The 20,726-nt window shown below is 47.1% G+C and carries 18 protein-coding genes and 1 pseudogene; all 19 read right to left on the bottom strand.

The genetic code is table 11. The features are described 5' to 3' along the window. Window positions 1-26 precede the first annotated feature (26 nt). The 19 genes and pseudogenes from AC0THY_RS08020 to murB all read right to left on the bottom strand — a co-directional run bounded on the left by AC0THY_RS08020 (window position 27) and on the right by murB (window position 20,710). Complete coding sequence (locus AC0THY_RS08020; RefSeq protein WP_489993903.1) at window positions 27-221, bottom strand: hypothetical protein; 195 nt, start codon at window positions 219-221, stop codon at window positions 27-29. Between the two features lie 10 nt (window positions 222-231). Further along, window positions 232-504 (bottom strand): HPr family phosphocarrier protein, encoded by a 273-nt coding sequence (locus tag AC0THY_RS08015; RefSeq protein ID WP_489993902.1) that lies wholly within the window; start codon window positions 502-504, stop codon window positions 232-234. Beyond that, window positions 504-1,850, bottom strand: coding sequence for a CdaR family protein (locus AC0THY_RS08010; protein WP_489993901.1), 1,347 nt, complete (start codon window positions 1,848-1,850; stop codon window positions 504-506). Before AC0THY_RS08010 ends, AC0THY_RS08015 begins: the two co-directional genes overlap by 1 nt. A gap of 8 nt (window positions 1,851-1,858) precedes the next feature. Then, window positions 1,859-2,731, bottom strand: coding sequence for a diadenylate cyclase CdaA (cdaA, locus tag AC0THY_RS08005; RefSeq protein ID WP_489993900.1), 873 nt, complete (start codon window positions 2,729-2,731; stop codon window positions 1,859-1,861). Continuing rightward, window positions 2,718-3,635: a hypothetical protein gene (locus AC0THY_RS08000; protein WP_489993899.1), complete on the bottom strand. Its 918-nt coding sequence runs from the start codon at window positions 3,633-3,635 to the stop codon at window positions 2,718-2,720. The genes cdaA and AC0THY_RS08000 overlap by 14 nt, the downstream gene beginning before the upstream one ends. Beyond that, complete coding sequence (locus AC0THY_RS07995) at window positions 3,613-4,077, bottom strand: hypothetical protein (RefSeq protein ID WP_489993898.1); 465 nt, start codon at window positions 4,075-4,077, stop codon at window positions 3,613-3,615. Before AC0THY_RS07995 ends, AC0THY_RS08000 begins: the two co-directional genes overlap by 23 nt. A gap of 119 nt (window positions 4,078-4,196) precedes the next feature. After that, window positions 4,197-4,919, bottom strand: coding sequence for a ComF family protein (locus AC0THY_RS07990; RefSeq protein ID WP_489993897.1), 723 nt, complete (start codon window positions 4,917-4,919; stop codon window positions 4,197-4,199). Window positions 4,920-5,078: 159 nt separating this feature from the next. Next, on the bottom strand, window positions 5,079-7,337 hold the full coding sequence (gene recD2, locus AC0THY_RS07985; RefSeq protein WP_489993896.1) for an SF1B family DNA helicase RecD2: 2,259 nt from the start codon (window positions 7,335-7,337) through the stop codon (window positions 5,079-5,081). A gap of 198 nt (window positions 7,338-7,535) precedes the next feature. After that, window positions 7,536-8,534 carry a rod shape-determining protein gene (locus tag AC0THY_RS07980; RefSeq protein ID WP_489993895.1) on the bottom strand — a complete coding sequence of 333 codons (999 nt, stop codon included), beginning with the start codon at window positions 8,532-8,534 and terminating at the stop codon, window positions 7,536-7,538. Between the two features lie 560 nt (window positions 8,535-9,094). After that, window positions 9,095-11,935, bottom strand: a complete 2,841-nt coding sequence (gene uvrA / locus AC0THY_RS07975) for an excinuclease ABC subunit UvrA (protein WP_489993894.1) — start codon at window positions 11,933-11,935, stop codon at window positions 9,095-9,097. After that, window positions 11,932-13,929, bottom strand: a complete 1,998-nt coding sequence (uvrB, locus tag AC0THY_RS07970) for an excinuclease ABC subunit UvrB (RefSeq protein ID WP_489993893.1) — start codon at window positions 13,927-13,929, stop codon at window positions 11,932-11,934. Before uvrB ends, uvrA begins: the two co-directional genes overlap by 4 nt. Window positions 13,930-14,286: 357 nt before the next feature. After that, window positions 14,287-14,651: pseudogene (locus tag AC0THY_RS07965) on the bottom strand (PDDEXK nuclease domain-containing protein). A gap of 12 nt (window positions 14,652-14,663) precedes the next feature. Then, on the bottom strand, window positions 14,664-14,870 hold the full coding sequence (locus AC0THY_RS07960) for a hypothetical protein (RefSeq protein WP_489993892.1): 207 nt from the start codon (window positions 14,868-14,870) through the stop codon (window positions 14,664-14,666). 23 nt (window positions 14,871-14,893) lie between these two features. Then, window positions 14,894-15,106: a hypothetical protein gene (locus AC0THY_RS07955; protein ID WP_489993891.1), complete on the bottom strand. Its 213-nt coding sequence runs from the start codon at window positions 15,104-15,106 to the stop codon at window positions 14,894-14,896. A gap of 406 nt (window positions 15,107-15,512) precedes the next feature. Beyond that, window positions 15,513-17,537 (bottom strand): methyl-accepting chemotaxis protein, encoded by a 2,025-nt coding sequence (locus AC0THY_RS07950; protein WP_489993890.1) that lies wholly within the window; start codon window positions 17,535-17,537, stop codon window positions 15,513-15,515. Window positions 17,538-17,715: 178 nt separating this feature from the next. After that, complete coding sequence (locus tag AC0THY_RS07945; protein ID WP_489993889.1) at window positions 17,716-17,970, bottom strand: HPr family phosphocarrier protein; 255 nt, start codon at window positions 17,968-17,970, stop codon at window positions 17,716-17,718. Then, entirely contained in the window at window positions 17,963-18,931 is a 969-nt protein-coding gene (gene whiA, locus AC0THY_RS07940; RefSeq protein ID WP_489993888.1) for a DNA-binding protein WhiA, read from the bottom strand. Before whiA ends, AC0THY_RS07945 begins: the two co-directional genes overlap by 8 nt. Window positions 18,932-18,940: 9 nt before the next feature. Then, a complete protein-coding gene (gene rapZ / locus AC0THY_RS07935) occupies window positions 18,941-19,798 on the bottom strand; it encodes an RNase adapter RapZ (RefSeq protein WP_489993887.1) in 858 nt (285 codons plus the stop codon). Then, the gene (gene murB, locus AC0THY_RS07930) at window positions 19,799-20,710 is read right to left on the bottom strand and encodes a UDP-N-acetylmuramate dehydrogenase (protein ID WP_489993886.1); all 912 of its coding nucleotides are present in this window, start codon (window positions 20,708-20,710) and stop codon (window positions 19,799-19,801) included. It lies immediately after the preceding gene. Window positions 20,711-20,726: the final 16 nt, after the last annotated feature.

Raw genomic sequence — 20,726 nt, 5'->3', positions numbered from 1 at the left:
GGCAAAAGAGAGCGGGACAAAAAGCTTTATGCCTCTGTCCCGCTCTCTTTTTGCCAGCTTCCCCCATAGATCTCCCTCTCAGAAGCGCTCATCTCTGACCACTCCAGGAAAGTCAGATCACACAGTTCCATCTCCCCTTTGCACTCCAGACAGATCACATCCTTTCTTCTGGATGCAATCTGCAGGGATCTGCAATTGGGGCAAACATAGACCAAAATCATTTTGCAGGCCTCATTCTATATCCTCGCCAAGACCGGCCTCAATGGCCCCTATGATGGATTTTAAGGCTGTCTCCTCATCCTCCCCGTCACACACAAACTCAACCTCATCCCCGCATTTCACACAGGCACTCAGAACGCTTAAAACGCTCTTGGCATTGGCATTTACCTCGTGAAAGATAAAATGTACGGAACATTTGAACTGCATTGCCTCCTTGCACAGAAGACCGGCGGGCCTCAAATGAAGCCCCGTTGGATTCTTTACAACTACTTTCTGTCTAACCATTAGGTTTCCCCTCCCACTGCTGATAATGTTTCTGCTTCCGTTTCAATCTTTTCCAGGTTTACTACCATGGTTACTTCCGACACCAATACATATCCGTTCGGAACCACTATGGTCAAAGGTACTTTATAATTTCCCGCTGTCTTATACAGCGACAAATCCAGGGTTGCTTTTATATCCTTGGCTGTGATGGGAGACTTTACTGTATTTTCCTGTGACGCTTCCGTATCTTCCTGAACCTCTATGGAGACTTTATCCGCAGGGGTGAGCGTCATGTTCAGTCCTTCGGGCTTATTCTTTATCTCAATCCCTGTCACAGGCAATTCCAGTGTGGTTGTTCCCACCTTTTCGATCTGGATATTTATGGAGATGGTGCTGGAGGCGTTTGCCTCCTGGCGCAGCGTCTTCTGATACTTCTCCAGGAGATAATCGGACAGGTCCAGAGTTTTCTCAAAACTCTCCGTCACCCCATCCAGGGAAACCGCATCGGAGATAACCAGTTCCCCTTCCAGCGATTTCAAAATCTCGTCACTTCCGGTAAGGCCAACCGTTGCCGGCGTGGTGGTAATCTTACCCACCCTATATCCCTGAGCCGGCGCTCCTGTAGTCTCCACCTTGAGTTTGATGTCACTTTTCACCTTCCACATGGTAACCCGGACATCCATCTGCTGATCGCTGATCAGTGCGCCTCCGGAAGTCTTGATTTCCAGATTGTTCATCTGGCTTTCCGAGAATGGTTTCCCGTTCCGGTCAATGATCTGAAGAGAAGCTGGAACCGTCTCGTCTGCTGTCTTTCCTACCACAGACACTGTGGCAATCACCTTGTCAATAATATCAATGCTAGATTCCGGCCCGGTTATTTTGATGGATTCCCCCTTCACAACCTGCATATTGCCCACCTCATATCCGCTGGCCGGCGTTCCGTCTGTAATTACAGATACAATGAAATCTTTCTCCTTTGCATCCTCAATATCCACCTTCAGAGATGGGGGATCACAGTCCATATTTTCCCTTGTCAAAGTCCTATTCGTCTTACACTTTATCTGCAGAGGTATGGTTGTCATCTCCAGAGAAACAATATTCTCAAAATCCGCAATCACCTCAAAATCCGCGCTGCTCAGTTTATCCAAAACCGAACGCCTTGCCGTAACCCAGACTGTAACGGTATCGGTACCATCTCTTGGACTGTACACCTTTCCGGCCTGAACCAGACTCTCCTCATTTACCACTTTGACAGGCACATTCTTAAATGCTTTTGTCTTTTCCGGGTCATCGCCGTTTACTACCATCAGCCAGATCAGAAAGGCAATGAATACGGAGAGTATTTTTAGTCCCCAATTCTTAAACAAGTTTTTCCTCATGACTTCGCCTTACCTTTCCACAACCGAAATTTCTTCTTTGTGTCCGTTGTCTTGTTCTGAAGAATCACCAGTCTCTCTCTGAGCTGTTGCGCATCCACATTCCTTGTGAGTTTACCCCTGTAGGCGTAGGAGATATGTCCGGTCTCCTCAGAGACGATCACAGTCAGAGAATCCGTGACCTCGCTAATCCCCACACCAGCGCGGTGCCTTGTGCCCAATTCCTTGCTGAGCACCGTGTTGTCTGACAGGGGAAGATAACAGGTAGCAGCCACGATCCGGTTTCCCCTGACAATAATAGCTCCATCGTGCAGCGGGGTATTGTGCTCAAAGATATTGATCAAAAGCTGGCTGGTGAGAATGGAATCCAGCGCGATTCCTGTTCTCTCATACTCAGCCAGGGTTTCCTTCTGCTCAATCACAATCAGAGCTCCCGTCTTGACCTTCGCCATCTCCACCGTGCCTTTTACCAACTCATTGATGGTCCTGTCGCTGAACCGCTCATCTGTGCTCCTGGTGGTGTCAAAGGGTACAATGGATGAGAAAATCTTTTTCTCACCCAACTGTTCCATTGCCCTGCGCAGTTCGGGCTGAAAAATGATCACCGCAGCCATCAAAGCCAAATCCGTCCCCTTGCTCACAATGAACTTTATAGTATCCATCTGCAAAATATATGCCACACAGACAAAAATCCCCAGCACCAGTATTCCCTTCAGAAGCGTCCAGGCCCTGGTCTCCCTGATCCACGACATTACTTTGTAAACCAGAAAGGACAAAATAATAATCTCCATCACATCTGTAACTGTGATGGTGAGGGTAGGTACGGAAAGCCAGGACAAATAATTTGAGAAAAATGTCTTAATACTCTCCACTCTTGTCACGCCCTTTCTTTATTTTAGGAATTGCTTTTACATAGTAATAGTATTCTCCATCCTCAAACTGTACACTTTGCGTTCTGGTATAGTCCACGTGAAACAGAAAAACCTGAACCAGATAGCCCGCCAGAGCGGAAACCACTGTGCCTATAATGATCCACAAAAATCCCTCGCCTACGCCAAGGATCAAACTGCCTACTGCATATATCACAAAAAATGTAAGCGTTCCAGCTGTAACGGCCAGAGTCCATGCATATTTCACCGCCATTCTGCGCACCAGATACACGATGAGCAGCACTGCGAGCAGAGCAATGGTCATCAGTACCATCTGCTTCTCACCAGCCACAGCATCCAGAAGTCTTCTGATCTCATCCAAAATGGCAAGTTCCGATTCTGCAGCCTGGGAAACCACCTGTCCACTGACTGTTATGGCATGGAGCGTATAGTAGGCGATGGTTCCAAAGCACAGAGGAAATGCCGCAAACGGGTTGGATACCAGTCCCAGCACCAACGGCACTGCGCATGGCACATTTATTCCAAGGGCAACCATAGTCAATATCAGAGGATAGCTCTCCCTGGGACCTGTACTGAAGTAGAGAAGAACTAAGATCAGAATAATGCCTCCACCCACGATCAGTGCCGGCAGTGAGAGGGCATACAAATGTGCCAAAATAAGAGCTGTTCCCAAAAGTACTATGGCGTTGGTGGGAAGAAAAGAGCACAGCAGAGCCAAAATAAGCACCACAAAAATACTGTTCAGCCTGTCCATGTATCCCAGTCCAATATTGATGGACAAAAATGCTGCAAAAGCCAGCACAAATTTGCACAGTGAGACCAGATATGTATCGTATTTCGCGTATAATTCCTGTGCCGCTTCCCTAAATCCAGTCAATGCCGCCATCTCCACTACCTCCAACCTCTCTTCTTCTCTCCCGCCTTCTCCTTCTGCCCCCGCGTTCATTGTCATACTCTGCGATCAGACGGTCCAGCATGTTCCGGTAAGTCTGCATCTGACTCTCCGCCTGAAAATATTTCACCGAAAAGATCAGGTATGTCAATCCCAGAGACACGGCCAATATCACACCATATGTGATCAGAATACCCATTCCGATCCCTAAAATATCCATGGTGTTTAAACGCTCCAGCAGCCAATCCAGTCGATAGCAGGCCCACAAGCCCAGTCCAATCAAATATGCCGCGGTGATTCGAAACAGATTCTTCATCATCTGTGCACTCACATAATCGCTGCAGTAATAGGTTCCGGCCTTATAAAGCATCTCACCATTATGCTGCTCAAAATCAGCCAGCTTTGTCATCAGCCGGATTCTTTTCTCATTCATCATACTCCATCCTCCAACCCCTTCTGCTATTTCAGAACTTCACAACTGTTTATTGCTTACGCAGTTACAGGATTTCTTCTATCAGTATAGCACAGAAACCTTCCTGTGAAAAGTTCCAGATTTCAGTAATCTGCCCTGCCAATGCAGATGGTCAGAAAATAAACCTGCCTCGCACCCTTTTTCAGGAACTCTTCTGTCATCTCATCCACTGTACTTCCTGTGGTATAGATGTCATCCACCAGAATTATTTTTTCTATATCCAGGTCTGCTGCGTTGACCCGAAAAGCCCCTCTGATATTTTTGCGCCTTTCCCTGAAACCCAGCTCTTTTTGGGCCTCCGTATACCGAATACGCTCTGCCAAATCCTTCCTAATAGGGATCTCAAGAAGCCTTCCAAGTTTATCTGCCAAAAGGTCTGCCTGGTTAAAACCCCTTTTGCGGCGTTTTTTCTTGTGAAGAGGTACCGGCACAATAGCCTGCGCCTCCCATGTCTGTACCTCCCTCCCTAGCTCTCTTGCCATCTCCCTCGCAAAAAAGTCCAGGTATTCCCTTTTATTGTGAAACTTTATCTGATAGATTGCCTCCTTTGCCCACCCCTCATAGGCCAACAGCGCAAGTCCCCTCTCATAGGGGTGGCCTCTTTTTTGGCAGTCATGACAGTACTCCCGCTCCTCCTGCTCCAGAGGCTTGCCACACTTTTTGCACTTTGGCTCCCGGATGGGATGTACCTTTTCTCTGCACTGGGGGCAGACCCATTTTCCCGGATAAGCCACTATCTCCCTGCATACAGGACAATGCCTGGGATACAAGATGTCCAATATCATTTCCAATATCTGTCTCATCATAAAAACCGGCTCTCTCCCAAAGTCCTCCGGCTGTACTGCTTTTTCTCCCATTAATTAATCAGGAAATAAACGTTACTGTTCACACGTTCACAGTAACATGCATAAATCCATGCAAAATCGCCTGCGGTGATGGGATTTATGCACCCATGAATCATTTTCTCACGGCCTGAGCAGTAAATGCTCAGACCTGAGAGAACAATTACCCATAAACTCCTGAATGCGTTCTCTCAAAGAGGTATATCTTTTCTGCTCAAAGGTATTGTCTATCATCTGGTAAAAGGTCTGCTCATCCCCCACCAGAGTCACACAGGACCGGGCTCTGGTAACGGCTGTGTAGATCAGGTTCCTGTTCATGAGCATTCTGGGCCCGGGCAGGAGGGGAATCACCACTGCCGGGTACTCACTTCCCTGGGATTTGTGTATGGTTACCGCATAGGCCAGCTCCAACTCCTCTAACTGCTTAAAGGAGTACTCCACATAACGCCCCTCGTCAAATTCAATGGTCATCAATTCGGCAAAAGTATTGATCTCCCGGATAATCCCCAGGTCACCGTTAAAAATCCCTTCCCCCTTCTCCAGAGCAAGCCCGTACATCCCGCGTATTTCCCATGCAATATTGTAGTTATTTTTAATCTGCATAACTTTATCGCCTTCCCGAAAAAGGCCGCCGCCATACTCTTTTTCCCTCTTGTTCTTGTCCGGAGGGTTTAGATACTCCTGCAGAATCCGGTTCAGGCGCTCCACCCCCAGCAGCCCCTTTCTCATAGGCGTCAGAACCTGAATATCCCAGGGATTGGCATCTACATATTTGGGAAGTTTCTTCTGGATCAGCGTGATGACCACACTAATAATCACATTGGCGTCCTGTCTCTTGAGAAAAAAGAAATCCCTGCTCTTGTTATTAAGTTCCACATGTTCCCCACGGTTGATCTTATGGGCATTTACTATAATGTCACTCTCTGTAGCCTGGCGGAAAATTTTTGTAAGTCTGACCACAGGGAAGCATTTGGACTCAATGATATCCTTGAGCACACTTCCGGGGCCGACTGAAGGAAGCTGGTTGATATCCCCCACCATAATCAGCCTGGTGCCCACCACGACTGCTCGCAGCAGAGCGTGCATCAGATAAATATCCACCATGGACATCTCATCCACAATCACCACATCTGCCTCAAGGGGATTCTCCTCATTCCTATCGAACTGCCCTTTTGCCTCCCTGTCATCCGGCCCTCCGCTGACCTCCAGCAGCCTGTGTATGGTCTGTGCCTCGTATCCGGTGGCTTCTGTCATCCGTTTAGCTGCCCTACCTGTGGGCGCAGCCAGGCGTATATTGAGCCCATCGGACTCAAAATAGTCGATCAGCGCATTGATTGTGGTTGTCTTTCCAGTACCAGGCCCTCCGGTGATTACCAAAACTCCATGTCCTGCTGCCTCTATTACAGCCTGCTTTTGAAGCTCATCCAACTCAGTATCCGTATCCTGTTCTATTTTGGCCAGGCGGGTTAGTATCGCAGATTCCGAAACCTCGCAGGAGACATTTAAATCATGGAGCATCTTGGCTGCATTCAATTCCAGATAGTAGGCCTGTGTGCTGTACACACACAACACTTCCGTTTCCGCCTCCTTCAATATTAGTTTCCGGTCTACTGCCAAATCCATCAGATGCTTTTCCACACATTCTCTGCTCACCCCCAGAAGCTCCACCGTGCGCTCTGTAAGGAGATTCCCGGGGAGATATACATGACCTTCCATAGATGCCTGCTGAAGCACATACTGGATACCGCTGCGCACCCGAAAGTCTGAATCCGTATGTATTCCCGCCCTGGATGCAATTTCATCCGCAATACGAAACCCAATTCCATTGATGTCATCCGCCATGCGGTAGGGATTCTCCTTGATAACCTGGTAGATATTTTCCCTGTACTGCTCATAGATCTTAGCGCCCAGGGTTCCCGTAATTCCATACTGCTGAAGAAAGATCATTGCCTTTCGCATATCCCTCTTTCCCTCAACCTGCTCTGCGATCTCCCTGGCCTTGCGCTCACTGATTCCCTTGATTTCCACCAGACGTTCCGGCTCCTCCTCAATGATGCGGAAGGTGTCCTCCCCAAAACGCCTGACAATCCTGGCCGCCAGAGCAACCCCTATTCCTTTAATGGCCCCTGAGCCCAGATAGCGCTCTATGGAGACCGCATCCTCAGGCGCCTTGATCTCATAGGTATTGATCTGAAACTGTTTTCCATAAGTACTGTGCTCTGTGTAGCTTCCTTCCGCCTCCACCAGCTCTCCATCTCCGATATACTGGAGGCTTCCCACACAGGTAATCTCTTTCCCCCCGCAGACCATCACCATCACCGTATATCCGTTATCGCTGTTCCGGTAGATGATGTGGTCCACATATCCCTGTATTTTATCCATAATAATCACTCCGTGTTATAAAAAAGAATCCTGCGCGCAGGATTTTCCGCCTGCGGCGGGGCTGCCCCGGCAGCCATCTTCCACTCCGCCGCAGTGCGATCCCGCCCGGAGGGCTTTTTATATCATAGGGAATTCCGAAGGACTTTCCTATGATATAAGAAAGAAAAGAGCTGTCTCCAGCCCTTTCTCCCTCCGCATCTATCCTTCCAATTTTCCGTTTCCTGCAGTAAGCTCCACAAATTTACCGGTGCCGATGGCAACTGCTGTCATGGGGTCCTCCGCTGTCATGGTGTTGATCCCTGTTTTGGACTCAATCAGTTCCTCCAGCCCATTTAGCAGGGAGCCTCCTCCGGTAAGCACAATGCCCCTGTCCACCACATCTGCGGCCAGTTCCGGTGGAGTCCGCTCCAGCACGCTGTGCACCGCCTCCACAATCTGTGTAGTGGCCTCCTTGAGAGCATCTCTGGTTTCCTCGGAGGTTACCTTTACGGTCTTTGGAAGCCCTGTCACAAGGTCCCGTCCTCTTACTTCCATCACCTTCTGCTCCGGTTTCTCAACAGCAGTTCCTATATTGATCTTAATGTCCTCAGCTGTCCGCTCCCCAATCAGGAGATTGTGTTTCTTTCTCACATATCGAATGATAGCTTCGTCGAAGTCATCCCCCGCCACTTTTATGGATGTGCTCACCACAATGCCGTCCAGAGAAATCACAGCTACATCACAGGTACCTCCGCCGATGTCCACTATCATATTTCCGCAGGGCCGTGAGATATCAATACCTGCTCCAATGGCAGCGGCGATAGGCTCCTCAATGATGGACACTTCCCTGGCGCCCGCCTGGTATGTGGCGTCCTCCACTGCTTTTTTCTCCACCTCTGTCACACTGCTGGGCACGCACACACTGATGCGCGGCTTCCGGAATGACATCCTGCCAATGGCCTTCTGGATAAAATACTTCAGCATCTGTTCCGTGACTGTATAATCAGAGATAACACCTTTCCTCAGGGGACGAATTGCAACCACATTGCCCGGGGTTCTCCCCAGCATCAGCCTGGCCTCCTCCCCAATGGCCTTGATTTTGTTGGTATCTCTATCAAAAGCTACAACAGAGGGTTCTTTTAACACTACACCTTTTCCTCTGACGTAAACCAATATACTTGCGGTTCCCAAATCAATCCCTATATCTGTAGACGTCATGCAATTACTCCTTTCTGAATCAACTGACACAACAGTTGTTCATGTGGTTTTTATTATATACAACTCATCCTTAATTGAAAAGGGCTTTTTGCCTTTTTCTTTCGACAAGATGTCTCTTTTCTTATTTTTCTAAGATTTTCTTTTTTAAATTCACATTTTCTTTAGAGATAGAACATATTTTGAACACATTTATATTCTATACTATAACCATATTAGCAAACAGCTAATATATTTCATAACTCACACTTCGCAGCTCCCACACGCTGCGAAGTACTCCCTCAAAATATTTTAATTTTTTCTCTTTCCTTTAAAACAGGAGCCGAAGGGCTCCTGTTTTACTGTTTACAAACGGATATGGCCTTGCTTGCCCGTCTGCACAGCCGCTGTCCGGGACTTTTGTAAGTGAAAGTCCGTTGCTCCGTGCTGTCGCACTCACGCAACTGCCGCAAGTATTCGCAATCCGGGCTATCGCCCTACTTGCTCATACTTGCTTGCCCGTCCAATGTCTGTACAGATGGGCAAGCTAGCTTACCCATCTGTACAGCCGCTGTCCGGGACTTTCACAGTAAATATTTTGCCACGTACTGTCCGGTGTAGGACTTGGGATTTTGAGACACTTCCTCCGGTGTCCCCACAGCCACAATGGTTCCTCCCTTGTCGCCTCCCTCAGGACCGATGTCGATAATATAGTCCGCTGTCTTGATCACATCCAGGTTGTGTTCTATGACTACCACCGTATTGCCACCCTCTGCCAAACGATGCAGTATCTCAATCAGTTTGTGCACATCCGCAAAGTGAAGACCTGTGGTGGGCTCATCCAAAATATAGATGGTCTTTCCGGTGCTGCGCTTAGAGAGCTCTGTGGCCAGCTTGATGCGCTGTGCTTCTCCTCCTGACAGTTCCGTGGAGGGCTGTCCCAGCCGAATATAAGAGAGTCCCACATCGTAGAGTGTCTCAATCTTTCTTTTGATCGTGGGAATGTGCTCAAAAAACTTCATTGCTTCCTCCACCGTCATATTCAACACATCGTAGATGCTCTTCCCTTTGTATTTCACTTCCAGGGTTTCCCTGTTGTAGCGTTTCCCCCCACACACCTCACAGGGCACATACACATCGGGAAGGAAATGCATTTCAATCTTCAAAATACCATCCCCACCACATGCCTCGCAGCGCCCTCCTTTTACATTGAAGCTGAATCTTCCCTTTTTATATCCCTTCGCCTTGGCATCCGCTGTGCTGGCAAACAGATCGCGGATCTGGTCAAACACTCCTGTGTAGGTGGCAGGATTGGATCTGGGCGTCCTTCCAATGGGCGATTGATCGATGTCAATGACCTTGTCCAGAAGCTCAACCCCCTCTATTCTCTTATGTTTTCCCGGAATGGTTCTGGCTCTGTTCAGAGCCTTTGCCAGGTGTTTGTACAAAATTTCATTTACCAGGGAGCTCTTTCCCGAACCGGATACACCTGTTACGCAGGTCATGACTCCCAGCGGAATCTGGACATCAATATTCTTCAGGTTATTTTCCGAGGCTCCCACCACCTTCAGAAAACCTGTGGGCTGCTTTCTGATCTTGGGCACCGGGATCTTCATTCTTCCGCTCAAGTACGCGCCGGTGATGGAATCCCTGCACTTCATAATCTGTGCGGCATTCCCCACAGCCACCACTTCTCCGCCGTGCTCCCCGGCACCTGGTCCGATATCCACAATGTAATCCGCAGCCAACATGGTATCCTCATCGTGTTCCACCACAATCAAGGTATTGCCAAGCTCCTTCAAATTGTTCAGTGTATGCAGCAGCTTGTCATTGTCCCTCTGATGCAGCCCGATACTGGGCTCATCCAGAATATAGGCCACACCTACCAGCCCTGACCCAATCTGTGTGGCCAGACGGATTCTCTGGGCCTCCCCACCGGAGAGGGTGCCAGTCGCCCTTGCCAGCGTCAGATAATCCAGACCCACATCCATCAAAAATCCGACCCTCGCCCGAATCTCTTTTAAAATCTGCTTTCCGATCATCTGCTGGTGTTCTGTGAGCACCAGCTCCTGCATAAATTTCTGAAGGTTTCGGATGGACATGGACGTAACCTCAAATATATTTTTGTCCGCAATGGTGACTGCAAGGGCCTCTTTCTTCAATCTCTGTCCACGGCAGGTTCGGCAGGGGGTGACACGCATAAAAGTCTCGTACTCCTGCTTGATGGACTCTGAGCCGGTTTCCCGGTAGCGCCTCTCCACATTCCGGACCAGTCCTTCAAAGGCCACATCGTAAATCCCCTCTCCCCTCTGTCCCCGGTAATAAACCTTGACCTCCTTGCCGTCCGTGCCATAGATCAACATGCGGCGGATTTCTTCCGGAAGTTCCTGAAATGGCGTATTTAGGTCAAAATCATACTCCTTGGACAGGGCATCCAGGATCGCTCTGGTATAGCTGCCTTTATCCGTACAGGACTGCCATCCCATCACAGTGATGGCTCCATCCAAAATGCTCAGAGACTTATCCGGAATCATCAGATCCACATCAAACTCCATCTTGTATCCCAAGCCAAAGCAGTCCGGGCAGGCGCCGAAGGGGTTATTGAAAGAAAAACTCCTGGGCTCAATCTCATCGATGCTGATGCCGCAATCCGGACAGGAAAAGCTCTGGCTGAAGCGCAAAGACTCGCTTCCATTCACATCCACAATTGCCAGCCCCTCAGCCAGCTTCAGCACTGTCTCCAGTGAATCCGAAAGACGTTTCTCAATTCCCGGCTTGACAATAAGCCGGTCCACCACAATCTCTATATTATGCTTAATATTTTTCTCCAGCTTGATCTCCTCGGACAGCTCATACAGATTTCCGTCAATCTGGACTCTCACATATCCACTCCTCTTGGCCTGCTCCAGGAGCTTGGCGTGGGTGCCCTTTCGCCCTCTCACCACAGGAGCAAGGAGCTGGATTCTGGTCCGCTCCGGCAGGGACAGTATATGATCCACCATCTGATCCACAGTCTGCTTTTTAATCTCCTTCCCGCATTTGGGGCAGTGGGGGATACCGATCCTGGCGTAGAGAAGACGGAAATAATCATAGATCTCCGTCACCGTTCCCACGGTGGATCTGGGGTTTCTGTTTGTGGACTTCTGGTCAATGGATATTGCGGGCGGAAGCCCCTCAATGCTCTCCACGTCCGGTTTTTCCATCTGGCCTAAAAACTGTCTTGCGTAGGAGGACAGGGACTCCATATAACGCCTCTGTCCCTCCGCATAGATGGTGTCAAAGGCCAGGGAGGACTTTCCGGAACCGCTCAGCCCCGTGAGCACCACAAATTGGTTTCTGGGAATCTCCAGACTGACGTTTTTCAGATTGTTCTCATTGGCACCTCTGATACGAATCATGGGCTTATCATTTTTTTTGAATGTCATTCTTCTATCTCCTGTAACTGTTTCTTCAGTATAATCATCTTATCACGCAGCTTGGCCGCCTCCTCGAAATTGAGCTCCGCAGCCGCCTGTTTCATCTTTTTCTGAACCTCTGCCGCAAGTTTTTCCAGTTCCTGCCTGCTCATGGACTCCGGATCTTTTAAGAATTCCTCCTCGTCCTTCTCCACCTCCCTGGAAATACTGATCAGATCCCTCACCGCCTTTTTGATTGTCTGCGGAGTGATACCGTGAGCCTCGTTGTACTCCTCCTGTATCTTGCGTCTGCGCATGGTTTCGTCAATGGCCATACGCATGGAATCAGTGATGGTATCCGCGTACATAATTACATGCCCCTGTGCATTTCTGGCCGCGCGGCCAATAGTCTGAACCAGGGAAGTCTCGGAGCGAAGAAATCCTTCCTTATCCGCATCCAGGATGGCCACCAGAGTGATCTCCGGTATATCCAGGCCCTCTCTCAAAAGGTTGATTCCCACCAGCACATCAAATACATCCAAGCGCATATCCCGGATAATCTCCGTCCGCTCCAGTGTGTCTATGTCCGAGTGCAGATATTTCACCCGGATACCGATCTCTCTCATGTAATCCGTCAGATCCTCGGCCATCCGTTTTGTGAGTGTAGTAATCAGTATCTTATTGTGTTTCTCCACTTCCTTATTGACCTCGCCCACCAGGTCATCAATCTGGCCTTCTACAGGCCGTACTTCAACCATGGGGTCCAGCAAGCCCGTGGGGCGTATAATTTGCTCTGCCCGAAGCAGCTCATGCTCTTTCTCATAATCCCCGGGTGTGGCTGACACAAACATCATTTGGTCAATCTTGCTCTCGAACTCATCAAAGTTCAGAGGCCTGTTGTCCTTAGCAGAGGGCAGACGGAACCCGTAATCAACCAAAGTGGTCTTTCTGGACTGATCTCCGGCGTACATGCCCCTGATCTGCGGTACGGTCTTATGGGACTCATCAATGATTATCAGAAAATCATCCGGGAAATAGTCAATCAGTGTGTGAGGTGTTGCCCCTGGTTTAAGTCCCGCCAGATGCCTGGAATAATTCTCAATACCTGAGCAAAATCCCGTCTCTTTCATCATCTCTATGTCAAAATTGGTACGCTCTGCAATCCTCTGGGCCTCCAGAAGCTTGTCCTCGCTTTTAAAATAGCGAACCCGCTCTTCCAGCTCCGCTTCAATGTTCTTGGCAGCATCCAAAATCTTTTCCATGGGCACCACATAGTGGGAGGCCGGAAAAATCGCTGCATGTTCCAGGGAACTCCGGCTCTCACCCGTGAGTACATCAATCTCTGTAATCCTTTCCACTTCGTCCCCAAAAAATTCCACCCTAATCGCCGTGTCTGTATTCATAGCGGGGAAAATTTCAAGCACATCCCCCCGCACCCGAAAGGTACCACGGCGAAAATCCATGTCGTTCCGGTCATACTGTATATCAATCAGCTTGCGCATGACCTCATCCCGGTCCTTTTCCATACCAGGCCGCAGTGAGATCACCATCTCTTTGTAATCCACCGGGTCCCCCAAACCATAGATGCAGGACACGCTTGAGATAATAATGACATCCCTGCGCTCCGCCAACGCCATGGTTGCCGACAGGCGGAGCTTGTCTATCTCGTCATTTATGGAGGAGTCCTTGGCAATGTAGGTGTCAGAGGAGGGGACGTAGGCTTCCGGTTGGTAGTAATCGTAGTAGGAGACGAAATATTCAACTGAATTTGATGGAAAGAACTCTTTAAACTCGCTGTAAAGCTGTGCAGCAAGGGTTTTATTATGTGCTATGATAAGCGTTGGCTTGTTTAATTCTGCGATTACATTTGCCATAGTGAAAGTCTTTCCAGAGCCTGTAACCCCTAGTAAAGTCTGGCATTGATTGCCTTCCCGAAAGCCTTTCACAAGCTGTTCAATTGCTTGCGGCTGATCGCCGGTAGGCTTATATGGAGATTCTAATTTAAAGATTTTTTCTTCACTCATATACGCTTCTCCCTCTGCTATTTTTGAATCTTTTGGGTGGTAATTACACGAATTATGTCGTGTAATTAGGGTATCCATTTTATTGTATAAATCACAAAACACATATTCTGTTGAATCATAGTATTTCTATCGCCGCTCCCGAGAACAAACGTTCTTCTTTCATTTTATCTTATGTGCTGCTTAGTGTCAACTTTTCTTTTTAGAATTTTCTTGTGCTGTCTTGTCCGGGTTTTACTGTACGAAAACAGGCGACAAATCATCGCCTGTTTCAAGAAAACTCTATTATACTTTACTAAAATTTCTTGTATGCTTACTCATAAATATCCAAACATAATGTCGCTTATTTACGCAGATTCCCTATAAATTTTTATCTTCCAGTAGTGTTTGCAGTTCTTTTTTACCAGGAAGTACTGTCTCATATTTACCGGCAAATATCTCATTATTATCTTTGGGAAATGTCATCTCTGCAATAGCATCTTTCTTATCTTTACAAATAATAATACCAATCGATGAATTCTCGTCTTCTAATTTAACATTTCGATCATAATAATTGACATACCTTTGCATCTGTTCTATATCTTGGTGTTTAACTGACCAAATTTCAAATCTAATAGCACAAAACAACACAATAGACGATTATAAAATACTAAATCCACTCGAAAATGTTCTTCTTCAAACGTAAATCTAACCTGTCTCCCAACATAAGTAAATCCTCTTCCCAATTCTAGCAAAAATCACTGTAAATGATCAATGATTTTATTTTCCAATTCTGTTTCAGAATAAGTAACAAGTTCTGTGAACTCTAAAATGTATAGATCTTTGAATATATCCTCCGGTTTTTCAAGCATCTGCCCTTCTGCCGCAAGACACATTACATCTTCTTTATTTCTGCATGTTTCTATTTCATAAAAATGACGTTTTTCAATCTTATTTTTTCTCATCAAAATAAGCTAATGGGACCAACTTAAATAAAACTTTCTTCCTTCTTGCGTAATTGGCAATTTTTCAGATTGGGGAAACGCCGTTTCCCCAATTGAGTTCTTAGAATAAACCAAATAAAATTATCGTATAAATACCCTCTTCCAAATTTTTGTGTTAATCTTTCCGATAGTTCTTTTAAAATATACTTTCCATATGCAGCACGCTCTTTTAAGCCTTGCTCTTCTTCAATAATCATTCTTCCCGCTTCATAATATGAATATACCATTGTCATATTCACTGCAACAGATAAATTTTCTTAGCATTCTGAAATAATTCTATCACTCTATTAAAAAAATAACTCAATTATTTTTCTCTACTTCTCTTCGAAAAATATCGATCGATGTTGCGGTTTTCGTATGCTCTTGACTGTTCAAATCTGTCACAGTCCATCTATAAAAACTATTATTTTTTTAATTTCCTACACCTATGGCTGATTACCGGTCTTTATATCTACGTTCTATCCTCCAATTTACTAAATTACAGAAACTCGTGCTTTTAATGTATTTACATAAAGCAGTCTGCCATCGCTGCACCTTTCCTATGACCAGTTTTTCAATCATTTGTGGTGGCTTTTTAAGAGGTTTATTCGCAAATTTCTCTGCTCACCTAAACTGAAACTTACCAATCAGCTCTTTCAGCAGCATAGCCTGGGCTGAAAGCTCCTCGCTGGCTGCCGCACTCTCCTGTGCCGTAGCTGAATTCACCTGTACCACATTCGCTATCTGCTCCATTCCCTCCATAATCTGCTTCACGGATTCCGCCTGCTCATTGGATGCAGTCGAAATCTCTTTGACTGCTCCCACAACCTCTCTTACCCCCACTGTGGCTGTCTCCAGTGTATCTGCTGTCTCCTGTGCTATCTGTATTCCGTTATTTACCGCGTCCAGGGAATTTCCAATCAGCTGCGCGGTATTCTTCGATGCCTGGGCGCTCTTGACAGCCAGATTTCGTATCTCACCTGCCACCACTGCAAAGCCTCTACCATCCTCCCCGGCTCTGGCTGCCTCCACAGAGGCGTTCAGCGATAGAATATTGGTCTGAAATGCAATGTCTTCTATCGTCTTAATTATTTTTACAATCTCGTGCGAACTGTCACTGATGTCCTGCATTGCTGCCAAAAGCTCTTTCATACGATGGTTGCTTCTGGCTGCTTCCTTTCCCAGTGCCGATACTCTCTTGTCCACATCCTCCGCATGCATGGCATTGGAACTGATCTGACGAGAAATTTCCATAATATTGACCGACAGCTCCTCCGCAGTGCCAGCCTGAACCGAGGCTCCCTGTGCAAGGGACTGGGCCCCCTCCGACACCTGTTCCGAACCGCCTGACACCTGCTCCGCGGAGATGTTAATCTGCCTCAGGGTATCATTGAGAGAGGAAACGATCTGTTCCAGGGCGTCTTTTATAAAGTGAAAGTCTCCGATATAACTACCTCTCACCTCTATATTTAAATTTCCCCTGGAAATCTCCCCCAGCACGCCGGAAATCTCTTCAATAACCTCCTTGAGAAGCTGAATAGAGGAGCGGACACTTGCAGCCATCCGACCTACTTCATCCTCTCCCCGGATCGGTATGTCCACCTCCAGGTTTCCTTTTGAAAACTCCTCCATTGCACTGCTTATCTTGGTCAAAGGGTTTAACATTCTGTGAATCATAAAAATACATAGGGAAGTCAAAACCAACAAAATGACAATGGAAACCACCACCAAAATTACAATTAAATGGTCCCGGGTGGCATTTATCTCAGACAGCGGTAGGGTAGCAACTGCAAGCCATCCCGTTGTCTTACAGTTCTGAAACATGGATGTGTAAGAACTTCCTTTATAATCAAAATTCAATTTCCCATTGTACCCATTAAATACTTTCTCTTTATAGTCATCTGTGATATCCAAATCCACCACATTTTTTCCCGTGGCTGTGGGGTCATCACTGTATATATATTCCGAGCTGTTGGATATCATCTCCATATACCCCTCCTCCCCCACCTTGATGGCAGCGAGAAGTTGGGAAAGGCTGTCCATATCCACATCGAATCCAAAAAATCCCGCTATACCATCACTTCCGTGACGGAAAACCGGGGATACGATAGAAATGACCATCTTATCGGTAGCCGGGTCCTGATATGGCTCTGAAATCACATTCTTCTTCTCAGAACACACCTGAAGGTACCATTCTGTATCAGCGAGACCTGCCGCAACTACCTCACCGCTGGAAAGCAGATAGCTGTCTGTCCTTTCATCTGCCACCCAAACCTGAAGTACCCCCTCCTCCTCCATACGCTCCAGAGCACTGGTTAGCTTTTTCAGAATGGTTTCCCTTGCCTCATACTCATTAATATCCCGTGGTTTGGAAACGGCATTAAAATATTCCTGCAGTTCATGACTCTCCTCAAACATTTTAGCTGCAGCCACCTTACTGCTGAAAAAATCATCCACAAGTGAAACCGCATAATCTGTCTGAGCCTCTAACACTTTACCATTTAAGTCCGTGACAGTGTCTGCAGACATTACACAGGAGATTGCAATGATTATGATTAAAGAAGGAACCAAAACAGCCAGCAGACTTCGACTGATTTTATATGAAATAGACCTTCCTCTCCTGCTTTCCCTTTTCTTTTTCTGTGTCATTGAGCAACCTCTCTGTTTTTCCGAACACGCTTATAGTCATCATGTTCTTTGCTGTCTTTCATTATATCACGCCTATTCAAAAAGGCAAAGAAAAATGGTTCAAAAAAGGCCATTATCCCTTCAGAGCTTTCTCTGCTCTTGGACAATGACCCTTTGCATGCTTACAGTAGGCTGTTGACTATCTGCCGCTTAAATACTTCTCAATATCCGCAATTGCCTCCTCTTCGTCAGCCCCGTTTGCGGACACCACAATCTCCTCACCGGAATCCATTCCCAAAGTCATCATTCCCATGATGCTCTTTGCATTGACACGCTTATCTGCGCTCTCCACGTAGATTTCGCTCTCGTACTGGCTGGCCACCTGGACCAGCAGGGCAACGGGTCTCGCCTCAAGACCATTTGCAAGCTGTACTGTGATAGGTTTCTTAATCATAATAATTCTCCTCCTTACTTTCTCTCAGCTCCTCTGCCAGAGTGCTTAGTTTTCTCAATCTATGATTTACACCTGATTTACCGACCGGCGGAGTCAGCATCATTCCCAACTCTTTCAGAGTTGCCTCAGGCTGCTCGAGACGCAGTCTTGCGATCTCCTCCAGCCCCTCTGAAAGGCTCTCAAAACCAATCGTAGACTGTATATACACAATATCTTCTATCTGCTTTACTGCTGCACTGACCGTCTTATGAATATTTGCTGTCTCACAATTGACCTTTCGATTGACACTGTTGCGCATCTCTTTCAGTATGCGCACATTTTCCAAATCCATAAGCGCCACATGGGCTTCCATCACATTTAAAATATCAACAATCTGCGCACCTTCTTTGATGTACACCACATAGTACTTCTTCCTCTGTACGATCTTGGCATCCATATCAAAGGTGTTAATCATCTCCTTTAACTGCAGGGCCTTATGCTCGTTCATGCAAACGATCTCAAAATGATAAGACTTTCTGGGGTCACTGATGGAACCAGCTGCCAAAAAAGCTCCTCTGATAAAAGCCCTCTTACAGCAGGACTTTTGAATCACCAGATTGTCTGTCAGAGAAAGATTTTCCTGTATCTCCATACGGCTGTTCATCAGCTTCACTGCCCTCAGAATTTTCAGAGAATCCTCATGATTCTTTACCAGAACACAATATGTACGACTTCTATTTAAATGAGCGTGCTGTTTAATTAAAACCTCAGTACCTATATTAAATGTTTTTCTCAATAATGTAAAGTATTTTCTTGCCACAGCCAGATTTTCTGTCTGAATCTTCAGAGAAAAGCGGTCTCTGCAGGAAATGGAAACACCGCCACACATGCTGATAATGGCAGCAATCTCCGCTATCTGACAGTGCCTGGCACTGGGAAACTGCCTGGACAGCTCCTCTTTCACATCGCTGGAAAAAGACATAATAACTCCTTACTTTAGGATATCCCTATGCTCAATCTTCACTCCGTATTCACTCTGGTTGTTTAACTGCTCGTACAGCTTATTGGCCAGAGTCACTGAGCGATGTTTTCCTCCGGTACATCCGATACTGATAACCAACTGGTTTTTCCCCTCCAAAATATAGTTGGGTATCAAAAACCTTACCATTTCAACCAGCTTATCAAGGAATTCATGGGCCAGATCAAACCCCATCACATATTCCTGTACCTCCTCATCTTCCCCTGTCTTGTACTTTAGTCCCTCCACATAAAAGGGATTTGGGAGAAATCGGACGTCAAATACCAGATCCGAGTCACTGGGTATTCCGTACTTGAAGCCAAAAGAAAGTATGGTGATTACCAGATTTTTAAATTCTTGATTCTGAACAAAAATCTTGTCCAGCTCCACATTCAGCTCCCTGGTCAGAAGCTGGCTGGTGTCAATAATGTAATCTGCATTTCTTTTCAAAAATTCGAGTTTGAGACGCTCTTCCTCAATCCCCTTGTCCACCCTGCCTCCCTTGGCAAGAGGATGGGTCCTTCTCGTCTCCTTGTACCGCTTTACCAGAACCCCATCGGAGGCGTCCAAAAACAGGATCTCATACTCAAATCCCTCCATGGTCATCCGCTCCAGCACCTTTTCCAATTCCCCCAGGGCTTCCCCGCTGCGGATATCCACACCCAGAGCCACCCTGGAGATATCGCTGGCCTGACCAAACGCCAGCTCAGCAAACTTGGTGACAAGCGCAATCGGAAGATTGTCTACGCAGAAATACCCGACGTCCTCCAGCATCTTCAATGCCGTACTTTTTCCCGCGCCGGACATTCCGGTTACAATCACAAATCTCATTTAGAATTCTCCTAACATCTTCACTTCCGGCTCTAAAACCACGCCGAACTTTTCCTCTACCCGTTCTGTCACATTCTGCATCAGGGTTCTCACGTCCTGAGCCGTTGCGTCCCCGGTATTGATCACAAATCCACAGTGCTTCTCCGATACCTGAGCCCCGCCGACCCGGAATCCCTGCAGTCCCGCATCCATGATCAGCTTTCCGGCGAAATGGCCCTGGGGCCTTTTAAAGGTGCTCCCCGCGCTGGGAAATTCTAGAGGCTGCTTTGTAGTTCTCTGCTTTTTCAGTTCCTCCATCCTCTGGCTGACCTGCTCTCTGCTTCCGTTTCGAAGCCTCAGCTTTGCCTCCAGTACAATGTACCCTTTCTGGGCAACCGCACTGGTTCGGTATCCCATCTTCAGCTCCTCTTTTTGGAGAATGAGAATATTTCCCTCACTGTCCAAGGCCGTCACTTCCTCCATTACATCCTTCATCTCCCCGCCATAAGCGCCTGCATTCATCACAGCCGCCCCGCCCAGGGTTCCCGGAATTCCAGAAGCAAACTCAAATCCTGTGAGTCCCCGCTCCATGGCTTTCTTGGCAATCTTTGAGAGCAGAGCCCCTGCCTTGGCGGTGATCAGAGTCTCCTCTGTCACAATATCGTTAAAATTTTTAAATATCTGTATAATAACCCCCCGGTATCCCCGGTCTCCCACCAGAAGATTGCTGCCATTTCCCAGAATGTAAAAAGGCTTGTGTTCCCTTCTGCAGGTCTGGATCAGTTGGACAATCTCCTCCTTGCTGTGAGGTGTCACAAAGTAGTCCGCAGGACCTCCGATCCGGAAGGTGGTGTGCTTTTTCATAGGTTCATCCGTATAGGTATTATCACTGCCTGCAATACTACACAGCTGATTGAAAAAATCCTGATTCACTTTTTTTCCCCTATTC

Source organism: Ruminococcus sp. 8Y-12 (assembly GCF_058119865.1).
The sequence above is the reverse complement of the archived record's forward strand: the minus strand, read 5'-3'. Positions and strand labels throughout refer to the sequence as shown.

Bases quoted from the DNA above. Each gene is read 5' to 3' on its own strand.
- AC0THY_RS07945 (WP_489993889.1), bottom strand. From the start codon at position 17,970: ATGATTAAGAAACCTATCACAGTACAGCTTGCAAATGGTCTTGAGGCG.
- AC0THY_RS08015 (WP_489993902.1), bottom strand. From the start codon at position 504: ATGGTTAGACAGAAAGTAGTTGTAAAGAATCCAACGGGGCTTCATTTG.
- AC0THY_RS07980 (WP_489993895.1), bottom strand. From the start codon at position 8,534: ATGACGTCTACAGATATAGGGATTGATTTGGGAACCGCAAGTATATTG.
- AC0THY_RS07955 (WP_489993891.1), bottom strand. From the start codon at position 15,106: ATGATTATTGAAGAAGAGCAAGGCTTAAAAGAGCGTGCTGCATATGGA.
- AC0THY_RS07960 (WP_489993892.1), bottom strand. From the start codon at position 14,870: ATGAGAAAAAATAAGATTGAAAAACGTCATTTTTATGAAATAGAAACA.
- AC0THY_RS07990 (WP_489993897.1), bottom strand. From the start codon at position 4,919: ATGATGAGACAGATATTGGAAATGATATTGGACATCTTGTATCCCAGG.
- AC0THY_RS08020 (WP_489993903.1), bottom strand. From the start codon at position 221: ATGATTTTGGTCTATGTTTGCCCCAATTGCAGATCCCTGCAGATTGCA.
- rapZ (WP_489993887.1), bottom strand. From the start codon at position 19,798: ATGAGATTTGTGATTGTAACCGGAATGTCCGGCGCGGGAAAAAGTACG.
- uvrB (WP_489993893.1), bottom strand. From the start codon at position 13,929: ATGAGTGAAGAAAAAATCTTTAAATTAGAATCTCCATATAAGCCTACC.
- recD2 (WP_489993896.1), bottom strand. From the start codon at position 7,337: ATGGATAAAATACAGGGATATGTGGACCACATCATCTACCGGAACAGC.
- AC0THY_RS07995 (WP_489993898.1), bottom strand. From the start codon at position 4,077: ATGATGAATGAGAAAAGAATCCGGCTGATGACAAAGCTGGCTGATTTT.
- whiA (WP_489993888.1), bottom strand. From the start codon at position 18,931: ATGTCTTTTTCCAGCGATGTGAAAGAGGAGCTGTCCAGGCAGTTTCCC.
- AC0THY_RS07950 (WP_489993890.1), bottom strand. From the start codon at position 17,537: ATGACACAGAAAAAGAAAAGGGAAAGCAGGAGAGGAAGGTCTATTTCA.
- AC0THY_RS08000 (WP_489993899.1), bottom strand. From the start codon at position 3,635: ATGGCGGCATTGACTGGATTTAGGGAAGCGGCACAGGAATTATACGCG.
- uvrA (WP_489993894.1), bottom strand. From the start codon at position 11,935: ATGACATTCAAAAAAAATGATAAGCCCATGATTCGTATCAGAGGTGCC.